At 62.2% G+C, this 23647-nt stretch carries 20 protein-coding genes and 1 CRISPR repeat array; of the genes, 12 read left to right on the top strand and 8 right to left on the bottom strand.

What is annotated here, in order from left to right; translation table 11 throughout:
• Window position 1: 1 nt before the first annotated feature.
• Window positions 2-1006 (bottom strand): TRAP transporter substrate-binding protein, encoded by a 1005-nt coding sequence (locus HBJ55_RS16410; protein WP_167117368.1) that lies wholly within the window; start codon window positions 1004-1006, stop codon window positions 2-4.
• Window positions 1007-1115: 109 nt separating this feature from the next.
• On the opposite strand from HBJ55_RS16410, the gene HBJ55_RS16405 reads away from it, so the two are divergent.
• Both HBJ55_RS16405 and HBJ55_RS16400 read left to right on the top strand, forming a co-directional pair.
• Window positions 1116-2150, top strand: a complete 1035-nt coding sequence (locus tag HBJ55_RS16405) for a LacI family DNA-binding transcriptional regulator (protein ID WP_167117366.1) — start codon at window positions 1116-1118, stop codon at window positions 2148-2150.
• Between the two features lie 63 nt (window positions 2151-2213).
• Window positions 2214-2807, top strand: a complete 594-nt coding sequence (locus HBJ55_RS16400) for a malonic semialdehyde reductase (RefSeq protein WP_167117363.1) — start codon at window positions 2214-2216, stop codon at window positions 2805-2807.
• A 24-nt stretch (window positions 2808-2831) separates the two neighbouring features.
• Here HBJ55_RS16400 and HBJ55_RS16395 read toward each other — a convergent pair whose 3' ends face one another.
• A complete protein-coding gene (locus HBJ55_RS16395; protein ID WP_167117360.1) occupies window positions 2832-3701 on the bottom strand; it encodes a WYL domain-containing transcriptional regulator in 870 nt (289 codons plus the stop codon).
• Between the two features lie 150 nt (window positions 3702-3851).
• Between HBJ55_RS16395 and cas3 the strand changes: the two genes are divergently transcribed.
• The 8 genes from cas3 to cas2e are packed head-to-tail and all read left to right on the top strand — an operon-like array spanning window position 3852 to window position 12663.
• Window positions 3852-6542 (top strand): CRISPR-associated helicase Cas3', encoded by a 2691-nt coding sequence (cas3, locus tag HBJ55_RS16390; RefSeq protein WP_167117357.1) that lies wholly within the window; start codon window positions 3852-3854, stop codon window positions 6540-6542.
• Entirely contained in the window at window positions 6539-8221 is a 1683-nt protein-coding gene (gene casA / locus HBJ55_RS16385; protein WP_167117354.1) for a type I-E CRISPR-associated protein Cse1/CasA, read from the top strand. Before cas3 ends, casA begins: the two co-directional genes overlap by 4 nt.
• A complete protein-coding gene (gene casB / locus HBJ55_RS16380) occupies window positions 8218-8883 on the top strand; it encodes a type I-E CRISPR-associated protein Cse2/CasB (protein WP_167117351.1) in 666 nt (221 codons plus the stop codon). Before casA ends, casB begins: the two co-directional genes overlap by 4 nt.
• Window positions 8884-8916: 33 nt before the next feature.
• Window positions 8917-9990, top strand: a complete 1074-nt coding sequence (gene cas7e, locus HBJ55_RS16375) for a type I-E CRISPR-associated protein Cas7/Cse4/CasC (RefSeq protein ID WP_167117347.1) — start codon at window positions 8917-8919, stop codon at window positions 9988-9990.
• 8 nt (window positions 9991-9998) lie between these two features.
• The gene (gene cas5e / locus HBJ55_RS16370; protein ID WP_167117345.1) at window positions 9999-10742 is read left to right on the top strand and encodes a type I-E CRISPR-associated protein Cas5/CasD; all 744 of its coding nucleotides are present in this window, start codon (window positions 9999-10001) and stop codon (window positions 10740-10742) included.
• A complete protein-coding gene (gene cas6e, locus HBJ55_RS16365; RefSeq protein WP_167117342.1) occupies window positions 10742-11440 on the top strand; it encodes a type I-E CRISPR-associated protein Cas6/Cse3/CasE in 699 nt (232 codons plus the stop codon). Before cas5e ends, cas6e begins: the two co-directional genes overlap by 1 nt.
• A 9-nt stretch (window positions 11441-11449) precedes the next feature.
• On the top strand, window positions 11450-12370 hold the full coding sequence (gene cas1e, locus HBJ55_RS16360; protein ID WP_167117339.1) for a type I-E CRISPR-associated endonuclease Cas1e: 921 nt from the start codon (window positions 11450-11452) through the stop codon (window positions 12368-12370).
• Complete coding sequence (cas2e, locus tag HBJ55_RS16355; RefSeq protein WP_167117336.1) at window positions 12370-12663, top strand: type I-E CRISPR-associated endoribonuclease Cas2e; 294 nt, start codon at window positions 12370-12372, stop codon at window positions 12661-12663. Before cas1e ends, cas2e begins: the two co-directional genes overlap by 1 nt.
• A gap of 110 nt (window positions 12664-12773) precedes the next feature.
• Window positions 12774-17135: direct repeats of the CRISPR family, unit length 29 nt; unit sequence CCGATCCCCGCGGGAGCGGGGATTAACCG.
• Between the two features lie 112 nt (window positions 17136-17247).
• Here the strand turns inward: cas2e and HBJ55_RS16350 are convergent.
• Window positions 17248-18249, bottom strand: a complete 1002-nt coding sequence (locus tag HBJ55_RS16350; RefSeq protein WP_240936162.1) for an aldo/keto reductase — start codon at window positions 18247-18249, stop codon at window positions 17248-17250.
• A gap of 72 nt (window positions 18250-18321) precedes the next feature.
• On the bottom strand, window positions 18322-18744 hold the full coding sequence (locus tag HBJ55_RS16345) for a DUF6746 family protein (protein ID WP_167117333.1): 423 nt from the start codon (window positions 18742-18744) through the stop codon (window positions 18322-18324).
• A gap of 161 nt (window positions 18745-18905) precedes the next feature.
• Here HBJ55_RS16345 and HBJ55_RS16340 point away from each other — a divergent pair, with 161 nt between their 5' ends.
• Window positions 18906-19496: a DUF4202 domain-containing protein gene (locus tag HBJ55_RS16340; RefSeq protein ID WP_167117330.1), complete on the top strand. Its 591-nt coding sequence runs from the start codon at window positions 18906-18908 to the stop codon at window positions 19494-19496.
• A 54-nt stretch (window positions 19497-19550) separates the two neighbouring features.
• Here HBJ55_RS16340 and HBJ55_RS16335 read toward each other — a convergent pair whose 3' ends face one another.
• Both HBJ55_RS16335 and HBJ55_RS16330 read right to left on the bottom strand, forming a co-directional pair.
• Window positions 19551-21098: an alkaline phosphatase D family protein gene (locus tag HBJ55_RS16335; protein WP_167117327.1), complete on the bottom strand. Its 1548-nt coding sequence runs from the start codon at window positions 21096-21098 to the stop codon at window positions 19551-19553.
• A 148-nt stretch (window positions 21099-21246) separates the two neighbouring features.
• A complete protein-coding gene (locus HBJ55_RS16330) occupies window positions 21247-21618 on the bottom strand; it encodes a DUF6746 family protein (protein ID WP_167117324.1) in 372 nt (123 codons plus the stop codon).
• Between the two features lie 185 nt (window positions 21619-21803).
• Between HBJ55_RS16330 and HBJ55_RS16325 the strand changes: the two genes are divergently transcribed.
• A complete protein-coding gene (locus tag HBJ55_RS16325) occupies window positions 21804-22031 on the top strand; it encodes a hypothetical protein (protein WP_167117321.1) in 228 nt (75 codons plus the stop codon).
• Between the two features lie 21 nt (window positions 22032-22052).
• Here the strand turns inward: HBJ55_RS16325 and HBJ55_RS16320 are convergent, their stop codons facing one another.
• Complete coding sequence (locus HBJ55_RS16320) at window positions 22053-23135, bottom strand: C45 family autoproteolytic acyltransferase/hydrolase (protein WP_167117318.1); 1083 nt, start codon at window positions 23133-23135, stop codon at window positions 22053-22055.
• On the bottom strand, window positions 23132-23647 hold a 516-nt coding region (locus HBJ55_RS16315), incomplete at its 5' end, for a dienelactone hydrolase family protein (protein ID WP_167117315.1). The genes HBJ55_RS16320 and HBJ55_RS16315, both read right to left, overlap by 4 nt.

Raw genomic sequence — 23647 nt, 5'->3', positions numbered from 1 at the left:
TTCAGTCAACGGCCGCGATCTGCTCGTACAACTCGCCGTACTGCGCGGTGAACTCCTCGGCAATACGATCACTGACGCGGGTGCGGAACGCCTCGATGTCCAGGCCATCCTCGGGGCCGACGATGTGCATGCCCGCTTCGCGCAGGGAGGAAAAATCCTCGGCTTCCGCCTCCAGCATGGCGGCGGTGGCGCGCTCGCGAACCTCGGCGGCGGCTTCGGTGATGGCGTTCCGATGCTCGGGCGTCAGCGACTGCCAGGTGTCGTCGTTCATGACGATGACCTGGGCGGCGCTGATATGGCCGGTCAGCATCATGTGGCTCTGCACCTCATTCAGTTTCGAAGAGACGACCACGTTGACCGGGTTCTCCTGGCCTTCGACCACACCGGTTGCCAATGCCGTGGGCACTTCGGCCCAATCCACGGGAACGGGAACCGCGCCCATTCCTTCGACGGTGGTCATATAGATCGGGAAGGGAATGGACCGAATCTTGACGCCTTCGAGATCGTCCGGCGACTTGATCTCCTGATTGGTCGTCAGGTGGCGGGTGCCGAAGTAGAAGGCGTAGAGCAAGCGCACCCCGGAAGCGTCAACCAGGCCCTCGTTGAGCTCCTGCATGACGGGCGAATCTACATCCATCACCGCCATCAAGTGGTCGATGTCGCGGTACAGGTAGGGCGTATCGAACGCGGCGAAGGGAGGGTAAAGCGAGCCGATCGCACCTGCCGTGTTGTGGGAGATGGCGATCGATCCTGTCGATACTGCTTCGGCCAGCTCCTGGAGCTTGCCGAGCTGCGAATTGGGGAAAATATCGACCGCGACCTCGCCGTTGGTCTTTTCCGCGATGGCTTCGGCCAGCCACTCGGCCTGCATGCCGGCGATCGAGTTCGGCGTGTGCATGTGGCCGTAGCGCAGGGTGACTTCCTGGGCCGCCGCCGTACCAACGCTCACGGCCAGCGCACCTGCCACGGCCGTCAGGCGGCCGAGCTTGTAGATATTGTTAAGCATGACGTTCTCCGGATGATGTTTTTTTATTTATTTGTAGGTAATGATGTTCGTGCCCTACGATTCTCAAGGCTAGGGCAGGATCCTCCGCAGGGGCAATGAGGACTTTTTGATGGTTTTTGATGGAAAACGGCCATTGATACCGGATATTGCCGCCATGGCAGGGGTATCGACGGCGACAGTGGATCGCGTTCTGAACCGTCGCCCTGGCGTGCGGGAGGCCACGCTGCGCCGGGTGCTCGAAGCGGCCGTGCACATCGGCTACATGGATGAGGAGGAGTTGAGCAAACGGCTAGGCCCGCGCTTCGCCAAGGTGGTCTTTCTTTTGCCCAGGGGAACGAACCCCTATCTCACCGGGCTCAATACGCGCGTGCGCGAACTGGCGGATCTCTCGCCCGGGCCGGTCAAGGTCAGGAGCCACTTCATCGAGAGCTTCAACCCCGATGCGCTGGTGCAGGCGCTGAGGCGCTACGGCAGAAGCGCGGATACCGTCGTGTTCATGGCCATCGACCATCCACGAGTGAGGCAGGCCATCGACGAACTCGTGATGGCGGGAAAACGCATCATCACCATCATTTCCGACCTGCCAAGCTCGAACCGGCACCTCTATCTCGGTATCGACAACTTCGCTGCGGGGCGCACCGCCGCCCAGATCATGGGGCGGTTCTGTCATGTCACCTCGGGCAAGCTGGCGCTCATTGCGGCGAGCCGGGCCTACCGTGCTCACATGGAGCGCGAGATGGGGTTTCTCGCCCTGACGGAGGCGAACTTCCCCTACCTGAGCGTGATCGGCCCGCACGAAGGGCACGACAATCGTGACGAGAACTACCAGAACACCTGCCGCCTATTGGAAGCGCATCCCGATATCGTGGGCATCTACAACGTGGGCGGTGCGTCGGATGGCATCGGACGAGCACTGCGTGAATCGCGACGTGATGCCGATATCTGTTTCATAGGTCATGGACTGACGCCCGATACTCGTAGCATGCTACTCGATGGAACGATGGATGCCGTCATCACCCAGAGCCCCGACCTGATCTATTCGCGAGCCATTGCCGCGGCGACAGGTGAACAGGCGGACATGGCCCCGGTGGCCATGGAAATCTACTTCTCCGAAAATTTGCCCGCAGCGCATCATGTCATGTGATACGAGGCGATCACTTCCAGGCACGGCCACAGGGGCCAAAACCCCATTGCAGCAGGAGACCCCATGCGACCGCCCCTCGACGACACCGCGCTCGATACCGTCTTCCGCCAAGCGCACACCCACTACGGCTTTCGGCCGGAGCCCGTCGACGAGGCCACCCTGCGCCGGCTCTACGACCTGTTGAAGTGGGGCCCCACCTCGATGAACTGCCAGCCGGCCCGCTACGTCTTCGTGATGAGCGAAGAGGGAAAGTCGCGCCTGCTGCCGGCGCTCTCCGAAGCCAACCGCGACAAGGCTCATGAAGCCCCGGTCACCGTGATCGTCGCCGTCGATACGTGCTTCTACGAACACATGCCCAAGCTGTTTCCCAGCTCGCCCAACGCCCGCGAGCGCTTTGCCGAAAACCCCGAAACGACCAGCGACACCGCCTGGCGCAACGGCACCCTGCAGGGCGCCTACCTGATTATCGCCGCCCGCATGCTGGGTCTGGACGTCGGCCCCATGAGCGGCTTCGACAACGCCATGGTCGACGAGGAGTTCTTCCCCGACGGCCGCTACAAGAGCAACTTCCTGGTCAACCTGGGCGCAGGCGACCCCGAAAGCCAGCGGGCAAGAGGGGCAAGGTTGGCGTTTGAGGAAGTGGCGGAGGTAGTTTGAGGCTTGCTACCGGCGTGAAAAAGCTCAATCCCAGCGTATCCACCTGGTCAGTTCTTCACGGTTGGCTATTTCGACTTGCTGAGCGCGCGGGTTGACTTCGCTGTGCTGAGGATTGAGGCCCATCTCCCTCAAGGCATACAGCACGAGTGGGCCACGACAAGTCAGTGCCAGCTCCCCGTTTTCCATTCCGTAATCCCTGGCAATTAGAGAGCGCTCGACTTCCAGCAGTCGGCGATCGGGAATCAGCCGAACCTCTACCTGCGTATGCCAATCGGCATCGTGCATTCCATCGTGATTGTCTAGCATGCTGCCGCAAGGCTCCGGCACATCACGAAATCGACTCAGTACGAAATCACGGTACTGCAGGTGTTTCTCGCAGAACGCTCGGACATGCCAGCGGTTGGCGGCGAATACCAGCGTATGCGGCACAAGAATACGATCCTCACCCTGAGGGTTGGAAAACGAAGCGTAATTAACTTCCAGCCTCAAACCTTGTCGAGCAGCCTTGACGATTTCTCTTACCACCAAGGGAGAGATCTCACGGCTGGGCATCGGCAGGGCCTCGGTGTTGGCTGCCCCCAAGCTCAATCCCGTAAACGGTGAGTCGAGCTGATGATTCGCTCCTTGCAGATGTAGGTACTCTTCGACCCGACCTTGGGTAAAGCGCGTTTTGAAGTCATTCGTGGGTACAAACCCTTTCTTTGATTCGTCATAGATAAGATTGTCAGGCGCCAATATCCTGTATTGGCGGAGGATTTTCTGAGATTGCTGCCTGCCAATATCGAAAGCTCGTCCTATCTGCGAGGCGGCCACCTTGCCTTCCCATAGCGCCAACACTTCGATCAGTCGATAACGTGCCAGCGTATCCCACGGCAGTGGGGTCGATTCCGTCATGGGCCTTCTCCGTGGACTCAGCGAACATGAGCGGACGATTGGCTGACCGGGCTGCCTGGTACGCTGGTTTGATATACATCACTAGTTACCCATCCTAACAAGTGATTACATGGACGGCAGTGAGAACGACAAACGAAAGGGAGTTCGCCGGTGACCTATTGGCTCTATTGGGGGAAAGCGAAACCAGGCTCGCAAGGCGCAAGCTGTCATCTCCTGCCCTACCATAGCCTTGACGTGGCTGCCGTCGGTTGGCACCTGCTTGCTCCGGAGAGACCATTGACGCAGCTGTTGGCGGCACGGCTCGAGATGTCGCCCGAGGCGCTGCGCAGTTTCTTCGTCTTCCTGTTGGGATTGCACGATCTCGGCAAGTTCTCCCGTACTTTCCAAGGGCTGGCACGACCCGAGGGGGTAGAGCTGGCTGCGCCCATCGAGCGGTACGAATACACCGTACGCCATGACCGGCTGGGTCTTTTGCTATGGCGTGAGTGCTGGCTCGACTGGCTGGATGAAGGAGTATTGCACTGGCCGGAAGTCGCGCTTGATCTTGGGGAAAGGCAGCGGCGGCGTAACGCAATCAAAGCATTGGTGAATCCCTTCTTTGGCCACCATGGCCAGCCCGTCGAAGCGGACCAGCTCCGTCTCGAGGTTTTCTTTGGCTCAGATGAACACGTCAGTGATGTGGAGTCCGCAAAACTCTTCGTTGCCGAGTGGGCCGACTTGATTGATGTCGATTGGCCCATTGAGCAGCTGTTATCGGAAGAGTGGCTAACATCTTTCCTGTCGTTGAGCTGGACCATCTCGGGGTGGGCGACACTCAGCGACTGGCTGGGTTCGAACCAGGAGCACTTCGACTACTGCCAGGACCGGATGTCCTTGGCCGAGTATTGGGAATGCTGCGCGGTGCCTAGGGCGGAGACGGCTCTACGAAAGGCAGGATTTACTCAGCCACTCACACCCTTGCCTTACTCTGGCCTCGAGGCTTGGTTCGACGGTCGCGAAGTTGTACCCACGCCGTTGCAGAAAGAGGCTGAGTTACTATCAATACCGTCTGAGCCCCAGCTTTTCATACTCGAGGACGTCACGGGGGCCGGCAAGACGGAAGCCGCCTGTATTCTGGCGCAACGCCTGCTGGCTGCCGGTCACGCCGAGGGGCTCTATTTCGCCTTGCCCACCATGGCGACTTCGAATGCCATGTACGAACGGCTTGGCTCCTTGCATCGCCGCTTCTACACGCCCGATTCCAATCCCTCGTTCGTGCTGGCTCATGGTGCCAGCCGCTTGAACGAGTCGTTCTCGGCTGCCATCGACAACTCGCAGCCGCTGGATCTCGACTATGGTCCTGGCGAAGCCTCTGCCACAGCGCAATGCAACCGCTGGCTTGCCGATTCCCGCAAGAAGGCGCTGTTGGCGGAGGTTGGGGTTGGCACCATCGATCAAGCGCTCATGGGAGTCCTGCCGTTTCGTCATCAGTCGCTGCGGCTCTTCGGGCTGGCCCGTAAAGTGCTGATCGTCGATGAGGTACATGCGTATGACCACTACATGCAGACGCTGCTCAGTCGGCTGTTGAGTCATCATGCCCGTCAGGGTGGCAGCGCTATTTTGCTGACCGCTACCTTGCCGCAAGCGATGCGGCAAGCGTTGGTAGCGGCCTGGCAGGAGGGGCTGAACCTGCCCCCGGGTTCGCTTGAGGGTCGTGATTTCCCTCTGTTGACCCAAGTTTCCGGTGCAGCCGTTCGTGAAGTTTCCCTCGATTCGCGTCCCGAGGTATCGCGTGGGGTCGGCGTGGAATGGCTGACCGAGGAGGAGCAGGCGCTCGATATCGTCATGGAAGCCGTTGAGGACGGTGAGTGCGTTGCCTGGGTGCGCAACACGGTGGATGACGCCATCCGTGCTTACGAGGCGATTCGGGAGCGCCATCCTCAACCTGAGCGGTGCCTGCTATTCCATAGCCGCTTCGCCATGCTGGACCGTCAGCGCATCGAGTCCGATGTTCTCTGTCGCTTCGGTAAGGCGTCTAAATCTGATGCTCGTGAAGGTCAAGTTGTTGTAACTACGCAGGTTTTTCAGGAGTCGCTCGACTGCGATGCCGATCTGATGATCAGCGATCTTGCGCCTATCGATCTGCTGATTCAGCGCGCGGGGAGGCTGCAACGTCACCAGCGTGGCCCGCGCCGCCTGCCTGTGCTGCGAGTGCTGGCGCCAGCATGGGAGGAAGAGCCCGATGCCCAGTGGGTGAAGCGTGCGCTGCCCGGCACCCAGGCGGTTTATCGGGATACCTCACTCCTATGGCTAACCCAGCGTGTGCTTCGGCAGCTCGAGGCGATTCGCATGCCGGAAGAGGCACGTGAGCTTATTGAGGCTGTGTATGGGGTGGTGATCGACCAAGTACCGGATGGCTTGCATGAGGCGCGTATTGTGCAGCGAGGACAGCAGCAAATTGCCGGGTCTCAGGCCTTCTACAGCGCACTGGAGCTGGAGGCGGGATATGTCTGGGATCGCCACAAATGGCAGGAAGAGCAAGAGATCGGTACCCGGCTGATCGACGAGCCTACCGTCAACGTGGCGCTGCTCAAGCGTGATGCCATGGGCACCCTGACGTTATGGGCCGAGGGCGAGCGCCATGCCGACATGCTCAGCCAGCTCAAGCTGCGCCAGAGCCAGGCCAAGAAACTGGTGGAGCTGCCAGCAAGCTACCAGACCCAATGGGAAGCCTTGCAGGAGCACTACAAAGCGCTGCGCTTCGTGCAGCCCTGGTTGGCCGAAGAGGACGGTACAGCGGGTTATGACAGGACATTTGGTTGCCAGTTTAACGCGGCGGGACTAAAGGAGGAGGCACGGTGAACCTAATCAGAGCTAATTGGCTACCCATGCGAACCAGAGATGGGGGGATTAACTATCACTCCCCATCCTCTATCGCCGATCCGGATATTCTCGATCTGGCGCTGCCTCGAGCCGACTTTCAAGGCGCGGCCTATCAGTTTCTGATCGGGCTATTGCAGACGGCGCTTCCGCCCAAGAGTCACGACGACTGGTTGAATCGATATCTGGAACCCCCGGCAATCGAGGAGCTAGCAAGCGCTTTTTCGCCACTGTCAGCCGCTTTCGAGTTGGATGGCGATGGGCCGCGCTTCATGCAGGATCTTGATCTTCTTGAGGAGGCCAATCCCTCACCGGTCGCAGGGCTGCTGATCGACTCCCCCGGTGCCAACGGTATCAAGCTCAACACCGATCATTTCACCAAGCGTGGGCGTGTCGAAGTCGCCTGCTCCGACTGTGCAGCGCTTGCTCTCTTCACTTTGCAGATCAATGCACCGTCTGGTGGGGCGGGGTATCGCGTGGGTTTACGGGGTGGTGGGCCGCTAACGACTCTGGTGTTGCCCGAGCGAGCGGATGCCACGCTCTGGCAGCGGCTTTGGCTGAATGTCATGCCTACGGCTTCGGTTGTTGGAGCAGGCGGGCGCAACCTCGAAGCCAAGCCCGAGAACGACACGCTCTTTCCCTGGATGGGGCCAACTCGTGTCAGCGATAAGAAGGGCGCCGTTGTGACGCCGGACGAAGTACATCCTTTGCATCCCTATTGGGCCATGCCACGCCGGTTCCGCCTGCTCTTCGAGAATGGTGCGTGTCAGTGTGATCTGTGCGGAAGAGAGACGACGCGCTTCGTTCGGGAGATCCGGGCCAAGAATTATGGTGCCAACTATGACGGTCCTTGGCTGCACCCTTTGACACCCTACCGGCAGGATCCCAAGAAACCGAACGAGCCGCCGCTCTCGCAGAAAGGTCAGCCAGGTGGGTTGGGCTACCGCCACTGGTCGCATCTGGTGCTGCAGGATGCGGAGTCGAGTGGAGCACTGCCAGCCGCAGTTGTGCACGATTATTTGCATGGCAAGGCTCCGGCGAGCGAAGAAGCTCAGCGCGAAGGGGACATAGACGAGCGGCTATTGAAACAGGTGCGCCTTTGGGCCTTTGGCTATGACATGGACAACATGAAGCCCCGCTGTTGGTATGGTGTCGAGATGCCGCTGATAGCCATTCCACCCAAGCACGAGGAAATATTCAGGAGCTGGGTGCAGGCCTTTACCGAGCTTGCGCGCCAAGTCGCCTGGATGCTGCGCTACCAGATAAAAGGTGCCTGGTTTTCTCGTCCTGCCGATGCCAAGGGCGATATGAGTAGCATCGATGAGCAACTGTACGATGCGACCGAGGCTGCTTTCTTTCGAAATCTATTCGCACTGCGTCAAGCTCTTCAGAACGGGCAAGACATCCACATGCCTTCTCACGTCGCTGAAAGCTGGTATGTCGATTTGAGGCGAGAATCGCTTCGCCTGTTCGAACTTCTGTCTCTCAGCGGCCCCCATGAAGAGTTGGATATGCGCCGTATCATCCAGGCACGGCGAAATCTCTTGGCCTGGCTCTCTGGGCGAAGCAAGGGGAGCAAGTTCATTCAGCAATTTGCAAAAGAGGGAGGCTTCAGCCTAACGGCTGACCAAAAAAACAAGGCAACGGAGAGGATGTCATGAGTGAGGCGACGACCGCTGAGGCGGTAAGTGAAGCCCGACTGGTACCGGAAGAGCGGCTGCTCGCGATTAGTGTGGACGAGGCTTTTCAGGTGCGTTGCTGGTGGCAGCGTTTGACCCTGCCGGCAGCAGAACTGAAGGCCTTCAGTGATACACCACCGTGGCCAAAGGGCGTGCGGGCCACGCTCAGGCGTTGCGATACCGCGGAGGCCGCCATGCTGACCGAAGGTTTTCGGCTTTTATGGCGCCGGTTGCCAGCGCCTGAAGGGGAAAGAGAGAAGCATCATCGGCTGCAAACCTGGGCATGCATCGCGCTAGTGCTGGCCGAGGTAAGGGCCGAAAGCCCCGGTGCCACTTTGGGTAGCCAGCTGGGCAAACAGAAGAAAGAAACTGGGAAGCCTCATATGAGTGAGCTGCGCTTCCAACGCTTGCTGGCCTGTCGCTCGCCCGAGGAGCTGATTACTCATCTGCGTCGCGCATTGGCGCTGATCGACAAGAGAGATGTCAGTGCGGTCTACCTCGCGGATAACGTTGCCCTCTGGTGGGCTGAAAGGTGGCGCGAGTCGCAAGGTTGGGCTGCCAGCCGACCTTCACAACGCCTGGCCTTTCAGTGGGCCAATGACTACTTCGGCGCTCTACTGCAATACCAGCGCGATAACGACTAATCGAACCTCTATTAAGAAACAGGGAGCTGACACATGAGCCACTTCATCCAACTGCACCTGCTGACTTCCTATCCACCGGCCAATCTCAATCGTGACGATCTGGGCCGTCCCAAGACTGCCATCATGGGCGGTGCCAAGCGCCTTCGTGTCTCTTCCCAGAGCCTCAAGCGCGCATGGCGCACCTCGGCGCTGTTTGAAGAGGCCATCGGTCAACATCGTGGTTACCGTACCAAGCGCATCGGTTTCGAGGCCGAAAAGCAGCTGCTCGCAAAAGGTATCAAGGAGAAAGAGGCTCGCGAATGGGCAACCGATATTGCCAAAGTCTTCGGTGAGGTGGCCAAGGGCGAGCTGGAAACCAGCCAGCTCGTACACATCGGCCCCGAAGAGCAGGCAGCAGTCGATGCGTTGGTCGATACCCTTGCCAATGAAAAGCGGTCGCCTGAAAAGGAAGACCTCGACTTGTTGCGACATAAGCCTACAGCTGCCGATATTGCATTGTTCGGCCGCATGCTGGCCGCGGTTCCTGAGTTCAATGTGGAAGCAGCCTGCCAGGTGGCTCATGCCATTACCGTGCACGCTGCTGAAGTAGAAGATGACTATTTCACTGCCGTAGATGATCTCAATACGGGAAATGAGCATCGCGGTGCTGCTCACGTCGGCGAGGCCGGTTATGGGGCGGGGCTGTTTTACAGCTACGTCTGCATCGACCGCAACCAGCTCGTGGAAAACCTGAAGGGTGACACCGAGCTTGCCGACAGGGCGATTGCCGCTCTGGTCGAAGCTGCGGCAAGAACCTCGCCCAAGGGCAAGCAGAACAGCTTTGGTTCTCGCGCTCATGCCAGCTATCTGCTTGCCGAAAAGGGTGAACAACAGCCCCGCTCGCTGTCAGTGTCGTTCTTGCGCCCGGTTAGCGGTCAAGACCAGGCCGTAGAAGCCATCGAACGGCTCGAAAAGCAGGCCAAAGCTTTCGATACCGCCTATGGTGCCGGTGCTGAGCGACGCTTTGTCGTCGCTGCCGAGCCGGACTATCGTGGTCCACTGCTTGAGGGTGAGGTAGTGCAGGGGAGCCTGGCAGAGCTGGTTGATTTCCTAAAAGCCGACCAGTGAGGTGCGTAATGACGGAATATCTCGTTTTCCGGCTCTACGCGCCGCTAGCCAGCTGGGGCGAACCCGCGGTAGGCGAAACTCGTCCCAGCGCTACCCATCCGGGACGTGGCGCTATTCTGGGCCTGCTTGGTGCAGCACTCGGCATTCGGCGTGATGACGATGAAGGGCAGAACGAGCTGCATGAAAGCGTGCGGGTGGCGGTCAAGCAGCGTTCGCCGGGAATCCTGCTGCGCGATTACCATACGGCTCAGGTGCCGGGCGAGCGCAAGGGCGTTGTGTACCGCACACGCCGTGACGAGCTGAGTGCGCCACGCAAAGTTATCAACACCATTCTCTCCAGCCGTGACTACCGCTGTGATGGGCTCTGGACCGTTGCCGTATGGCTGACACCAGGGGCTACTTTGACACTGGAGACGCTGGAGCAAGCCCTCAAGACACCGCACTTCCCGTTGTATCTTGGCCGCAAGGCGTGCCCGCCGGCAGCCCCACTGGATCCACGCCGTGTAACCGCAGAGCGGCTGAAAGAAGCGCTCGATACAGAGTTTCCCAAACTGATTCGCGATGAGCAGCAAGCGCTTCGCCTGTCCAGCGAGTCGCTTTATTGCTGGGAGGGTGAAGCGGCCATGCTCGATGGTAAAGAGGAGGGGGTGGAGTCCAACGATATCTGGGACAGCCCGCTCAACCGTAGGCGGTGGCAGTTTGGGCCGCGTATCGAATATCGCCGCTTCGTCCGCCTCGAGGAGGGCAGCTGATGTTTCTTTCCCGCGTACGTGTGGACCTCAACGGCCTTTCCCGTGAGCTGCTATTCGAAATCATGGGCGGTGGCGCCTACGGTGCCCATCAGCTCCTTTGGCAACTTTTTCCCGACCACTCGGAGGCTCGCCCTTTCCTGTTCCGCCAGGAAATGGAGGAGCCCACAGGGCCGGACCAAGCGCCCAAAGGGCTGCCATTGTTCTACATGCTTTCTGATCGCGAACCCGTGGCAGTAGCGGGGTTGCTCGATGTACAGAGCAAGCCGTTCGCCCCAGCGCTGGAGGTAGGCGAGCAGTTAGCGTTTCGTGTTCGCGCCAATCCGACGGTAGCCAAGGCGGTAGAGGGCAAACGAGGGCAGCGTGCCGATGTCTTGATGGCCGCCAAGTTTCCTTTTGAGTCGGGTGATGCCCGCAGCAGTCGAGCCTGCGTAGAGGCCATGGACAATGCCGCTCACGATTGGCTGGCCTCACGGGCCGAATCCTGGGGATTTCGGCTACCGGTCAAGCCCAATGTGGGCGCCTATCGTCAGCATGCTCTCCACAAGCCCGGTCGGCGCGATGCCATTCGGTTTTCCAGCGTCGATTATGAAGGGCTTCTGGAAGTGACCGATCCGGGGCGCTTGGTCGAAACACTGGCTCATGGTATCGGCCGTGCCAAGGCGTTTGGCTGTGGATTGCTGATGCTGCGTCGACCTTGAGGGGGTGACATGAGCTTTATCCCCCTCAAACCCATTCCTATCAAGGATCGCATGTCGATGATCTTCATCGGCATGGGCCAGATCGACGTACGTGATGGCGCCTTCGTGGTGATCGACGATGTCAACGGCGAGCGCATGCACATACCGGTCGGCTCGGTTGCCTGCCTGCTGCTCGAGCCTGGCACCAGAGTCTCCCATGCGGCCATCAAGCTTGCCGCGGCGGTGGGCACCCTACTGATCTGGGTTGGGGATGCCGGCGTGCGGCTCTACAGCGCAGGGCAGCCTGGCGGTGCCCGATCCGACAAGCTGCTTTATCAGGCCAGATTGGTCCTGGAGGAGAAGCTGCGGCTCAAGGTGGTGCGCAAGATGTTCGAGCTGCGCTTCGGTGAGCCGGCGCCTGAGCGGCGCAGTATTGAACAGTTGCGTGGAATTGAAGGCGCTCGTGTGCGCAAGACGTATCAACAATTGGCCAAACAGTACGGCATCAAATGGACAGGGCGCCGTTACGATCCGAGCCAATGGGATGCTTCCGATACCGTCAACCAATGCCTCTCCGCTGCCACCGCTTGTCTCTACGGGGTGACTGAAGCAGCAATTCTGGCGGCGGGTTATGCGCCAGCCATTGGCTTTCTGCACACCGGAAAGCCAAAGAGCTTCGTCTACGATATTGCCGATATCGTCAAGTTCGAAACGGTTGTTCCTGCGGCTTTCCGCGTGGCGGCGCGCAACCCACCTCTGCCAGAGCGGGAGGTGCGTATTGCCTGCCGCGATGCCTTCCGACAGACGAGGCTGCTCCAGAGCCTAATCCCGTTGATCGAAGAAGTTCTATCAGCAGGGGATATCGAACCACCACCGCCAGCCCCCGAAGCCGTGCCACCGGCCATACCGGAGCCTGCTTCCGTGGGCGATGCCGGGCACAGGAGCGGCTGATGGCCATGCTAGTCGTAGTGACCGAAGCCGTACCGCCCCGTCTACGCGGCAGGCTCGCCGTGTGGCTGCTCGAGGTACGCGCTGGAGTCTATGTCGGCGATGTCAGCAGGCGTATTCGCGAGATGATCTGGGAGCAGATCAATGCGCTGGCGGAGGAAGGCAATGTCGTGATGGCCTGGGCCAGCAATCATGAGTCCGGTTTTGAATTCCAAACATACGGCTCGAATCGTCGTGAGCCTTGGGATCATGACGGACTGCGCTTGGTACGCTTTACCCCCTTGGAGGTTAAGTAGCTGATTATCCTGGCTCTTTAAGAAATTAGTCTGTACAAAAAATAGGCAAAATCGCCGGTGGAAAAACCAACGGCGATTTTCCTTTTTTAGATCAATTGTCTACGATTAGTCCGATCCCCGCGGGAGCGGGGATTAACCGGGCACGGCGCCTGACAAGTACCTGCGGCCCCACCGATCCCCGCGGGAGCGGGGATTAACCGCGAGCCAGGCCGCCGTCGCTACCACCCTCGCGCCGATCCCCGCGGGAGCGGGGATTAACCGCTCGTTCCAGCGCCAGGAATTCACATTGGCTCCCGATCCCCGCGGGAGCGGGGATTAACCGGAGATAACCCGATGAGCCAGCGAATCAATATATCCGATCCCCGCGGGAGCGGGGATTAACCGGACGTTACGCATGGTCATTCCCCGTGCAGGTCCCGATCCCCGCGGGAGCGGGGATTAACCGGCCCGGCATACGTACGCCGGCTGCTGGCGCAGCCGATCCCCGCGGGAGCGGGGATTAACCGCCGAGGGCCATCGACATGAACCGTAACCTGCACCGATCCCCGCGGGAGCGGGGATTAACCGGTGTCGAGTATCTCGCGGCGCATGGTGAGGGCCCGATCCCCGCGGGAGCGGGGATTAACCGCCGACATAATCAGCTATTTCGGACACGCCACGCCGATCCCCGCGGGAGCGGGGATTAACCGCGGCTGAGCGCTACGCGGTCGAGTGGGAGCAACCGATCCCCGCGGGAGCGGGGATTAACCGGACCATTGGAGCCCGAACTATGACCCCTGACCCCGATCCCCGCGGGAGCGGGGATTAACCGCTAATCGGCAGGTGGAAATTCACCAGCCAGTTCCGATCCCCGCGGGAGCGGGGATTAACCGAAATCGAACGGATTCGGCATTTGCGGGACAAACCGATCCCCGCGGGAGCGGGGATTAACCGAAAAGCCCCGGCGGTTGCCAGGGCTCAGGAATCCGATCCCCGCGGGAGCGGGGATTAACCGGAAAACGGTGTTGTCCGGCATGAGTTGACACTACCGATCCCCGCGGGAGCGGGGATTAACCGGGTCTTTTCATTGACCCGGAGCTACACCGAGACCGATCCCCGCGGGAGCGGGGATTAACCCGCATCATTGTGACCTGGGCGGATTGTATGAACCCGATCCCCGCGGGAGCGGGGATTAACCGAACACGGAGACCACGATGCGGACGCAGTCCAACCGATCCCCGCGGGAGCGGGGATTAACCGCGAATATGTGGAACAGTACGCTCAATTATCTGCCGATCCCCGCGGGAGCGGGGATTAACCGGCATCCGCAACAACAATCCCGGCAATATCGAGCCGATCCCCGCGGGAGCGGGGATTAACCGCTCGCCGGGCCTTCCTCGATTGCGTAACAGAGCCGATCCCCGCGGGAGCGGGGATTAACCGCTGATAGGTGGCGTATGAGCAACGGTCGCGGACCGATCCCCGCGGGAGCGGGGATTAACCGTCAACATGTCGTGTCCCTCTTGCTGTGTCGGCCCGATCCCCGCGGGAGCGGGGATTAACCGTTGTAACACTCGCCGGAGTAGCGGACGGCCCACCGATCCCCGCGGGAGCGGGGATTAACCGTACTTGTCGAGCACGGCGCCTATGGCGTTGCCCCGATCCCCGCGGGAGCGGGGATTAACCGGCTGCCAGGTAGTTGGAATCTGGGTGCCGCTCCCGATCCCCGCGGGAGCGGGGATTAACCGCATGCCGAGGTTCACGTCATCAACGTTCAGGGCCGATCCCCGCGGGAGCGGGGATTAACCGGCGAACAACTAAATCCTGCATTTCCTACCGGGCCGATCCCCGCGGGAGCGGGGATTAACCGTCGTGGCTGGCAGAGGGCGGCAGCATAGATGACCGATCCCCGCGGGAGCGGGGATTAACCGGTGACGCACCGACCGACCCGGCCGCTGATCCGCCGATCCCCGCGGGAGCGGGGATTAACCGTAACGTTCCAATCGCCAGCATAGGGACTATTCCCGATCCCCGCGAGGGCGGGGATAAACCGGCCCCTTGCGGATCGAAAGTACGAGCAGCTAGCCGATCCCCGCGAGGGCGGGGATAAACCGCACGGCAAGGGCGTGGAGCTCGAGGCGCAGTCCCGATCCCCGCGAGGGCGGGGATAAACCGTAGCGCTAGAGATAGTAATGTTTTCATTGGTACCGATCCCCGCGAGGGCGGGGATAAACCGTAGCCGAGCTGCGCGATCTGGCCGAAAACCTTCCGATCCCCGCGAGGGCGGGGATAAACCGGCCGCCAATGACGAGCAGTGGCGCAGCGAGGCCCGATCCCCGCGAGGGCGGGGATAAACCGTTTGCTTACGGGGTCTATCAGGATTTCGCCGACCGATCCCCGCGAGGGCGGGGATAAACCGTGCTCGGCAAGACGAGCGTATCGTCTACCTGACCGATCCCCGCGAGGGCGGGGATAAACCGCCTGGCAGTGACGTTGACATGAGTACCACAGCCCGATCCCCGCGAGGGCGGGGATAAACCGGCGACATGGCCGGCTTGCTCTTCTGCTTTTCGCTGATCCCCGCGAGGGCGGGGATAAACCGGCTGATCCACTACCTCATGGACTACCGGGTCACCGATCCCCGCGAGGGCGGGGATAAACCGCCTGATGTCGCAGTTCTGACGGCTCGTGTGCGCCGATCCCCGCGAGGGCGGGGATAAACCGCGTTACGGCACCCTCGGTCAACGAGATGAGAACCGATCCCCGCGAGGGCGGGGATAAACCGTCGAGCGTGGCATCGTCCAGGCCGGTATCCTCCCGATCCCCGCGAGGGCGGGGATAAACCGGTCGAGTAACCCGCTGCCCCGTTGGATGAATACCGATCCCCGCGAGGGCGGGGATAAACCGCAAAAGCTGCTGCCGGCGGGCTACGGTCACCGCCGATCCCCGCGAGGGCGGGGATAAACCGCAGATCACCGTCAGCGGATTGATACCCGACCACCGATCCCCGCGAGGGCGGGGATAAACCGCGATAAGCGTTGGGTAAGACCGGAGCTGGTCGCCGATCCCCGCGAGGGCGGGGATAAACCGATTGAGAATCTTCGCATCGGCGAGACGCCCATCCGATCCCCGCGAGGGCGGGGATAAACCTCGTCGTCGTCCATGGCCGGCAGGTCGTCGTGCCCGATCCCCGCGAGGGCGGGGATAAACCGCAGCTGATACGAGTGAATTGATCGACGCCTCGCCGATCCCCGCGAGGGCGGGGATAAACCGCTTGGCTCCGCGCGCCGCACAGTACAGGGCCACCGATCCCCGCGAGGGCGGGGATAAACCGGATGAGGAGCGCGAGATGCAGCGCCTGCAGGTCCGATCCCCGCGAGGGCGGGGATAAACCGCACGGGGTCGACTGTACTCTCGACGAGGTATTCCGATCCCCGCGAGGGCGGGGATAAACCGACGTCATTGCGCGGCCGCCCGCTTGAGGGCGGCCGATCCCCGCGAGGGCGGGGATAAACCGGCCCTGGTCACCGAGCACGCCAACCGCATCAACCGATCCCCGCGGGAGCGGGGATTAACCGCTGCCCGTAATGGCTACCTCACGCCTTTCTGACCGATCCCCGCGGGAGCGGGGATTAACCGCTGGACCTGGCCGAAGTGGATGGCACCGTGAACCGATCCCCGCGGGAGCGGGGATTAACCGGTATTCGCCAACGGCAAACAGCTGATCTGCCACCGATCCCCGCGGGAGCGGGGATTAACCGCCCGCTGGGTGTGTGAAGCTGCACAAGCCTTCCCGATCCCCGCGAGGGCGGGGGTAAACCGACGTGATCAATACGCCGATTGGCTCGATTGTCCCGATCCCCGCGAGGGCGGGGATAAACCGCGCTTCGTGCGCGACGAGCTGACGGCTAGGGCCCGATCCCCGCGAGGGCGGGAATAAACCGGGCAAGGCCGCCCAGCCGATCAATGCCCGGGTCCGATCCCCGCGGGAGCGGGGATTAACCGGGTCAGTGCTGCGATGATTGCCATCGTCAGGCCCGATCCCCGCGGGAGCGGGTATTAACCGTTCGGTGTCGTGCTCGAGCGCACCGTTCTTGACCGATCCCCGCGGGAGCGGGGATTAACCGTCGAAAAACGGCTTCGTAAACTGTGTTGGGGTCCGATCCCCGCGGGAGCGGGGATTAACCGGCAGTGCACGGGTACTTGAGGAATGCTATACCCCGATCCCCGCGGGAGCGGGGATTAACCAGGAGGCGTGATGCTGCTGGACCTCATCGACGCCCGATCCCCGCGGGAGCGGGGCTCAACCGTGCAGTTCGGCGCCGTTATCCAGCACCAAGGGCCGATCCCCACAGTAGCGGGGATTAACCGGAGTTGTGCGAGCTGCTGGGCGGCCAGGAATTCCGATCCCCGCGGGAGCGGGGCTTAACCGAGCGCTTTGGCTTTCCCGGCCCATCGCCCAGACCGATCCCCGCGGGAGCGGGGATAAACCCTAATACCGGCTTATTGTTTCACTAGTGAGGCTTTGTTCCTCGTAGTGGCGGGGAAAACAGGCCGTCTTGGGTGCAGCTCAATGGTAGAGCTGCATCCCGATTCCTGCTCGTCCTACTCCCCAAACTCCTCCGTATCGATCTCCGCCTGCAGCGCTTCGCTGTAACGAACGCCAGCCACCTGATCGGGTGTCAGCAGTTCGCTCAGCCGCTGGAGGGTGGCGGTATCCAGGCACAGTTCTTCGGCCGCCAGGTTTTCGCGCATGTGCGCGATGGAGCGGGTGCCGGGGATGGGGATTACGTCGTCGCCTTGGGCGATGAGCCAGGCGAGGGCGAGCTGGCCGGTGGTTACTTCCTGTTCGCGGGCGATGGCCCGGAGCTTTTCCAGCTGGCGCAGGTTGTGCGGCAGGTTCTCGGCGCTAAAGCGGGGCATGCCGCGGCGTACGTCGTTCTCGGTGAGCTGGCTGGTCTCCGTTACGGCGCCGGCCAGGAAGCCGCGGCCCAGGGGGCTGAAGGCGACCATCGCGGTGTCGGCTTCGCGGCAGGCGTCGATCAGGGCGATCTCAGGGTTGCGGGTCCACAGCGAGTATTCGGACTGCACTGCGGCGATGGGGTGTTCGACCCGGGCGCGGCGCAGGGTGGTGGCGGAAACTTCCGAGAGCCCGATGGCGCGTACCTTGCCCTCTTCCACCAGCCGCCCCAGCGCGCCGACGCTCTCTTCGATGGGCACTTGGCGATCCAGGCGATGCAGGTAGTAGAGGTCCAGATGGTCGGTGCGCAGACGCTCGAGGCTCGCCTCGCACTGCCGGCGGATCGTCTCGGGTCGCCCGTCGATCACCTTCTTGCCCAGCTCGGGGTCCATCGCCATGCCGCATTTGCTGGCCAGCAGGATCTCGTGGCGCTTGCCGGCAAGGGCCTTGCCTACCACCCGCTCGTTGGCCGTGGCGCCGTAGAGGGTGGCGGTGTCGAAGTGGCGGTAGCCCATCTCGAAGGCTTCATTCAGGGCACGCAGCGCTTCGGCCTCGGCAACCAGGTTGCCGTAGCCGTGGGAGAGATTCATGCAGCCCAGGCCGATGGTGGGCGAGGCCACTTCCTTGAGGCGAGAGAAGAAGGACATGCGGGCTCCGGGTCAAGGGTTAGGGTGCTTTATCATGCCGAGCCCGGAGCTTACCCCGCAAGAGAACATGCCTTATTGCATCAGCGTCCTGACCTGGTTCAGGTATTTCCTGCCGCTTTCGCGTATGCCTTCCTGACCCTGGCTTTCGGCGCCTGCGCGCACTTCCTGCACGCGTTCACGCATGGTGCCGACCTCTTCCTCGACCTTCGCCAAGGCGTTTTCGATGTCTTGTGTGAGCTGCTGGATGATGGCCAGGTCGCCGTCGGTCAGTTCTTCCTTTTTCATCAGTACGTCGAGCAGGTCGTTGCGCAGCTCCAAGGCATCCACGGCCTGTTGGAGGGTCTCGACGGGTTGGCCTTGGGTCTGTTCGAGTTCCTGCCTGAGTTCCGCTTCGACTCGATCGTCGGCGGGGGCGACGCTGGCATCTTGCGCTATGGCATGCGCGACGCCGAACGTGAGCAGGGCGAGAAAGAAGATCGGGACGCTGCGTCTCATGGCGATACCTCTTCGAGGTGTTCGATGGCAATGTTATTAAGTTAGTTGGAATTCAGAGGCTTACAAGCCATCTCTCTTGGGCTGGCTAAGAAGAGTTGTATTGTCGGCGCCATGCTCGGATGCGGTATGCTGTGGCAATAACGACTTGCAAGGATATCCCTATGCCAGATCAAACGCCGTTTCAGCGTGCCATCGCCGAGCTCGATGTCTTGCATGCCGGAGACCCTCGCCGGGTGGAGGTCGACGGTAAAAGCGTGCCCCTTGAGCTGTGGCATGCGGGGCGTATGAGCGCCTGGCTGGAGCGGGTGGAAGACGCGCCGAGCGAGCTGGTGCAGCTCGCCGTGCGCTCGCAGCATCTGCAGCGCTGGGAGGTGCCGCGCAGTGAGTACCCGGAAGGGCGCGTGGGCTATCTCACCTGGCGTCGCGACCAGGGCAAGCGGGCCGGTGAAACCACGGCGCGGGTGATGGAAGCGGCCGGCTATTCCGCGGAGGACGCCGCCGAGGTTTCCCGGATGATACGCAAGCAGGGCCTGGGCCGCGACCCGGGCACCCAGGCGGTGGAGGACTGCGCCTGCCTGGTGTTCCTCGAGAACTACTTTGCCGACTTCTCCAAGCAGGTGGAGCACGAGCACCTGGTGCGCATCGTGCAGATGACCTGGAAGAAGATGTCGCCGCGTGCCCGTGAGCTGGCGCTGGAACTGCCCATGAGCGACGAGGCGCGGGCAGTGGTGGAAGAGGCGCTGGCGGGGTAACCGCACTGCCACGACCGTGGCAGCGCGGCTATCGTTCAGTTCACTCTTCGGCACTCAAGCCCTTTGCGGCTCGAGAACCTGCCGATGCAGGGCCTCGCCGGCTGAGTCCATCAGGGTGACGGTTAGGGTTTCGCTCTCGCCGTCCAGGTCGACCTGGCCGAAGAACTGGTAGCCCTCGGCGGGTGACAGGTTGGCGCGGCCATCCGGCGGTGCCTTCTGGAAGACCACTTCGGGGCCGAAGGTGGCGTCGAGCTCGCCCGGGCCGAAGGTGCCGGCGTGCAGGGGGCCGCTGACGAACTCCCAGAAGGGGGCAAACTCCTGGAAGCCGGCGCGCTCCGGCGAGTAGTGGTGGGCGGCGGTGTAGTGCACGTCGGCGGTGAGCCACACCACGTTGTGGATGGCTTCGTCGCGGATCGCCTTGAGCAGTCCGGCGATCTCCAGCTCGCGGCCGAGGGGCTCGCCGTGGTGTTCGTTGGCGATGGCCTCGAAGTTGTCGTCGTCACGCACGATCAGCCCGATGGGCATGTCCGAGGCGACGATCTTCCATGTCGCCCGGGATTGGCGCAGGCCGTCGAGCAGCCAGCGCAACTGGTCCTGGCCGAGGAAGGTGGCCTCCTCGCCGCCGGCCTGCCGGTTGCGGCTGTTGATTGCGCGGTGAGAGCGCATGTCCAGCATGAAGATCTCCAAGCTGGGGCCGTAGGCGAAACGGCGATGGATTCGCCCGGGGGCCTCGGGGCGCTGGCGCAGCGGCATGTTTTCGAGGAAGGCGTGCCGCGCGCGGGCGGCGAGCAGCGAGACGTTCTTCTCGCTGTAGCGGTCGTCGTCGAGGATCTCGCCGGGGTACCAGTTGTTGGTGGTTTCGTGGTCGTCCCACTGGGCGAGCATGGGCACGGCGGCATTGAAGCGACGCACGTTGGCGTCGAGCAGGTTATAGGCGTACTGGCCGCGGAACTCGTCCAGGGTTTCGGCCACCTTGAGCTTGGCGGGCATCACTCGATTGCGCCACAGCTCGCCATTGGGCAGTTCTACGCTCTCCTGCAGCGGGCCGTCAGCGTAGACGGTGTCGCCGGAGTGGATGAAGAAGTCCGGCCGCTGGCGCAGCATGGTGTCGTAGGTGGTCATGCCGCCACGCGATTCGTCGATTCCCCAGCCCTGGCCGGCGGTGTCGCCGGACCAGACGAAACGCACGTCGCGGCGGGCCACCGGAGGCAGGCGCAGCTGGCCGATGACCGGCTCGCTGATGGCGCGGTGGTCGTCCAGTGCCTCGAAGCGGATGCGATAGTGGGCAGTATCCATGCCGCCCAGGCCGGTGGCGTCGAGCTTGGCGGTCAGGCCGGTGGCCGGCAGGGCCTCGGGGCCGAGCAATTGACGAGCCCCACGGAACTCGGGGTTGTCGGCGATCTCGATCAGCATTCGGGCCGGCCGGTCGACCTGCGACCAGAGCATGGCGCGGTCGGCGAGCATGTCGCCGCTCATCACGCCGCTGGTGATCACGGGGCGGCGGCTCTCGGCCAGGATGATGGAGGGCGCGGCCAGGGAGGTGCCCAGGACGGCACCCCCTTTCAGGCCCAGGCTCAACAGATCTCGTCGCGTCAAACGCATGGTCGGCACCTGAGGTTGGGGAAGACCCCAGTATCCTGGCAGGACGCCATGACAGCGGCTTGGCAGCGAAGTGACACCTCGGGGCGAGATCGAGTGGCCCGACGGAAGGAGATCGCCGCGATGCCGTGGCGCCGCGGGTTAGATCAGGTCAGGGCACCAGCGTCTGGGCCGCTTCCAGGTAGTCGGCGCCGTGGCTCTGCACGCGTTCGAAGTCGCCGGTCTCGGAACCCAGGTGTACCTCCTCCAGGTTGACCGCCATCGCGTCCGCTTCCTCGTTGATCTTCTCCAGCGCGTTTTCCAGGGTGTAGGTGAGTTCGTGGATGGTGCCGAGATCCTCGATACTCAGTTCGTCCTGGGCGAGCAGCTCGGCCAGTTGCTGGTTGGTTTCGGAGAAGTTGGCCACCGCCTGGCTCAGGGTGTCGGCGGGCTCGCCCTCGAAATGCTCGGTGGGGGTGCTGGCCTGAGCGATAGCCGCGACCATCAGGCCGGACAGCAGGACGGAATGTAAGAGTTTCTTCATGGTTCGTCTCCATCAAATGAGAATGGTATTCGTTATCCTGTGTACCATCCGCGACGAGGACGAGCAAGGAAGAAAGAGAACGAGAATGATTTTTCTTCGTGGCATTTGACAGAGGTCAGGGTGAGGACTAGATTCTTCGTGGTTAATGATAATTGTTATCATTAATTGCGCGAACGGAGGTCGCCATGCCGTACTGCTTCAACACCGCCAACCGCGGGGCCAACCCCTCACTGCAGATCTGCGATGCCACCTCGGGCTCGGTGCGCCTGGCCTGGAAATACCCGCGCCAGGATACGTGTGTCTCCGAGGAGGAATGGGCGCTGCTCCAGCTGCGCCGTGAGGAGGCCATTCACGATCTGTTCCGGCGCTCGTTCCTGCTCACTTCCGAGCGTTACCTGAAAGGGGAGCTGTGACCAGTGCGCGGCTGGGCCGCATCAGCCCAGAGTGATGCTCAGGCTGTCATCGTTCTCACAGGGCTTGCCGTGGCGCAGGGTCAGGCGCCGCTCGCTCAGGTTCATCACCACCGAGAACAGGGTTTCCATGCGCTCCTCGGCGGGCTGGTCGGGGTTGAAGTGGCGGCAGATCGACATCGGCGCCCCCTGATGGTCGCTGAGTACATCGAATAGCCTGGCCTCGTCGATGCCGGCATCCGCGGCCAGTTCGTCGTGGAGCAGCGCGTCGAGCCGGCACAGGCGCGGGTGGGAGTCGACGCGGGGGAAGTCCTGCACTGGGCAGGGCGTGTCCTCGGCGTAGAGGTGGTTGGTATGGGTGACGATGCCACCGCGCGGTGTGATGCGCCCCGGCTCGCCGGGCTGCACCTCGAGGCCGACGGCCTGGCCCCCTTCGTTACCGACCTCAGCGCTGGCGAGCAGGAAGTGGGCGGGTGAACATACCCGGTCGTGGGTGGCCACGGCGAGCGCGCTCTGCATGTCTTCGCTCTCGAGGATCTTGCGCAGGGCAATGTGGACCGGCAGGCCGGGGCCGCAGGTCTGCGAACGAATGGCGTTGAGGCAAACGCCGATGCCGTGGGCATTCAGGCCGATCTTGCCGACCATGCCGGCTTCGCCGATGCTGACCAGCGCGGGGCGTCCGTCGCCCTGGATGTGCAGGGCGACAACGTTATCGAGCTGATCGTGGCGCCAGTCCCAGTTCTGGGCCAGCCACTGCCGGCCGTGTCGCTGCAGCGAGAAGGCCGAACAGCCGCCGCTGGCATGGGCCAGGGCGATCTCACTGCGGCAGTTGAGCGTCAGGATGTCGATGAAATCGACCCCGGCACCCCAGGCGATGCCGTTCATCTCCTCGAGAATCTCGGGAAAGCCCTGGGCGATCTGGGCTTCGAAGTGACAGGCCCGGTCGCGCGCCTCTTCCCAGCGGATGCCGACGAAATCGTGGAACAGCTGCCCATAGACCTGGATGCCGCGCTGGATCAGGTGGCGATGGATGCGGCCATGTTCCGCGCCGACCTCGTGGTGGCTTCCCGCCAGTTCGGTCATGGTCAATGGCCGGGCCTGGTTCATAGCACCTCCTCGAGGAAGGTCTGGAAGGCGGCCCAGGATGCCTTGTCGGCGCGTTCCTGGTAGCGCTCGCTTTCGAACTCGGTGAAGCCGTGCGGGGCGCCTGAGTAGATCTCCATCGTGTAGGTCGCCTCGATGGCTTCCAGCTCCTCCACCAGCCCGCTGACGTCCTCCATGGTCACGCTGGTATCAGCACCGCCATGGGCGATCAGCAGCGGGGGCACCTCGTCGGGCCACTCCTGGCCCTCCGGTGTGGCCAGGCCGCCATGGAAACTGGTGTAGCCGGCCACGTTTTCGGCCTCGCCGGAACGGGCGACCTCCAGCGCCACGGCCCCGCCGAAGCAGTAGCCCATGATCACCACGTTTTCGGCGGCTTCCTGCTCGCGGGCTTCGGCCAGGCCGGCAAGGGTCAGCTCGCGCATGCGCTCGCGGTCGGAGTAGAGCGCCCGGGTGGCGGCCTGGCGGGCTTCGGTGGTTTCGGGGCGGTTGCCCTGGCCGAACAGGTCGACGGCGAA

The sequence above is a fragment of the Billgrantia bachuensis genome (assembly GCF_011742165.1).
In the GTDB taxonomy this organism is placed as follows: domain Bacteria; phylum Pseudomonadota; class Gammaproteobacteria; order Pseudomonadales; family Halomonadaceae; genus Halomonas; species Halomonas bachuensis.
The sequence above is the reverse complement of the archived record's forward strand: the minus strand, read 5'-3'. Positions and strand labels throughout refer to the sequence as shown.

Coding starts and splice junctions, on each gene's coding strand:
- HBJ55_RS16410 (WP_167117368.1), bottom strand. CDS start 1,006: ATGCTTAACAATATCTACAAGCTCGGCCGCCTGACGGCCGTGGCAGGT.
- HBJ55_RS16405 (WP_167117366.1), top strand. CDS start 1,116: ATGGTTTTTGATGGAAAACGGCCATTGATACCGGATATTGCCGCCATG.
- HBJ55_RS16400 (WP_167117363.1), top strand. CDS start 2,214: ATGCGACCGCCCCTCGACGACACCGCGCTCGATACCGTCTTCCGCCAA.
- HBJ55_RS16395 (WP_167117360.1), bottom strand. CDS start 3,701: ATGACGGAATCGACCCCACTGCCGTGGGATACGCTGGCACGTTATCGA.
- casB (WP_167117351.1), top strand. CDS start 8,218: ATGAGTGAGGCGACGACCGCTGAGGCGGTAAGTGAAGCCCGACTGGTA.
- cas7e (WP_167117347.1), top strand. CDS start 8,917: ATGAGCCACTTCATCCAACTGCACCTGCTGACTTCCTATCCACCGGCC.
- cas5e (WP_167117345.1), top strand. CDS start 9,999: ATGACGGAATATCTCGTTTTCCGGCTCTACGCGCCGCTAGCCAGCTGG.
- cas6e (WP_167117342.1), top strand. CDS start 10,742: ATGTTTCTTTCCCGCGTACGTGTGGACCTCAACGGCCTTTCCCGTGAG.
- cas1e (WP_167117339.1), top strand. CDS start 11,450: ATGAGCTTTATCCCCCTCAAACCCATTCCTATCAAGGATCGCATGTCG.
- cas2e (WP_167117336.1), top strand. CDS start 12,370: ATGGCCATGCTAGTCGTAGTGACCGAAGCCGTACCGCCCCGTCTACGC.
- HBJ55_RS16350 (WP_240936162.1), bottom strand. CDS start 18,249: ATGTCCTTCTTCTCTCGCCTCAAGGAAGTGGCCTCGCCCACCATCGGC.
- HBJ55_RS16345 (WP_167117333.1), bottom strand. CDS start 18,744: ATGAGACGCAGCGTCCCGATCTTCTTTCTCGCCCTGCTCACGTTCGGC.
- HBJ55_RS16340 (WP_167117330.1), top strand. CDS start 18,906: ATGCCAGATCAAACGCCGTTTCAGCGTGCCATCGCCGAGCTCGATGTC.
- HBJ55_RS16335 (WP_167117327.1), bottom strand. CDS start 21,098: ATGCGTTTGACGCGACGAGATCTGTTGAGCCTGGGCCTGAAAGGGGGT.
- HBJ55_RS16330 (WP_167117324.1), bottom strand. CDS start 21,618: ATGAAGAAACTCTTACATTCCGTCCTGCTGTCCGGCCTGATGGTCGCG.
- HBJ55_RS16325 (WP_167117321.1), top strand. CDS start 21,804: ATGCCGTACTGCTTCAACACCGCCAACCGCGGGGCCAACCCCTCACTG.
- HBJ55_RS16320 (WP_167117318.1), bottom strand. CDS start 23,135: ATGAACCAGGCCCGGCCATTGACCATGACCGAACTGGCGGGAAGCCAC.